Source organism: Vibrio sp. 704, from assembly GCF_033339295.1.
Map to the genome: position 1 here is coordinate 1 of NZ_JAWOUH010001046.1, position 510 is coordinate 510.

Genomic DNA, 510 nt, shown 5'->3' on the forward strand with positions numbered 1-510 from the left:
CCGATTTGCAACAACGCTCCAACCACAATAATGCCCGAGATAGCATTCGTTACAGACATTAGTGGCGTATGCAGAGCATGTGTTACGTTCCAAACCACGTAGTAACCCACTACACACGCAAGAACAAACACGGTAAAGTGAGAAAGGAACGCAGCAGGTGCTACCGATGCAATCCAAGCAAATGCGCCAACGGCTGCAACAAGACCAATCAACTTTTTAGTCGGAGAAGTTGGTTCTTCAACTTTTGGCTCTTTCTTAACAGGTTGAGCTTGCTTAGCTTGAGGCTGAGCCGATACTTGAATTGGTGGCGCAGGCCAAGTGATTTCGCCTTCTTTAATAACAGTAACACCACGAAGAACCACATCTTCGAAATCAATATTGATGTTGCCGTCTTTTTCTTTACAAAGCAGTTTAAGAAGGTTTACAAGGTTGGTTGCGTAAAGCTGCGAAGATTGCGTTGGCAAACGGCCGACCATGTCGGTGTAACCAACAATTTTTACGCCGTTGTCT

1 protein-coding gene is annotated in these 510 nt (G+C 45.3%); it reads right to left on the bottom strand.

Annotated features, from left to right (window positions below; translation table 11 throughout):
* Positions 1 to 510, bottom strand: a 510-nt coding sequence (locus tag R7R24_RS30565; protein WP_318120696.1) for a proton-translocating transhydrogenase family protein, incomplete at both ends; no start/stop codon positions are given.